Consider the following 306-nt stretch of genomic DNA (forward strand, 5'->3'; position numbering starts at 1 on the left):
CTTGGCGAAGCCGAAGCCCGGATCAAGCACGATCTGATCGTCGGCGACGCCGCAGCGGCGGGCGATGTCCAGTGACTTTTCGAGGAATGCGAACTGGTCCGAAATCACGTCGGGCAATTTCTGGCGATCCCTGCCGGTATGCATGATGATCAACCCGGCGCCGGTTTCAGCCGCGACCCGGGCAATGTCGGGCTCGCGCTGCAGGCCCCAGACATCGTTGACGATATGCGCGCCGGCAGCGACGGCCAGCCGGGCGGTCTCGGCACGGTAGGTGTCGACCGAAATCAGCGCCTCGCCGGAATTCGC

At 65.0% G+C, this 306-nt stretch carries 1 protein-coding gene; it reads right to left on the bottom strand.

Going from position 1 to position 306, the window contains the following annotated elements:
• Nucleotides 1–306 (bottom strand): dihydropteroate synthase (locus EN804_RS36145; protein WP_189602232.1); only part of this gene is annotated, 306 nt, incomplete at both ends.

The sequence above is a fragment of the Mesorhizobium sp. M8A.F.Ca.ET.161.01.1.1 genome (assembly GCF_004792105.1).
Taxonomy (GTDB): Bacteria; Pseudomonadota; Alphaproteobacteria; order Rhizobiales; family Rhizobiaceae; genus Mesorhizobium.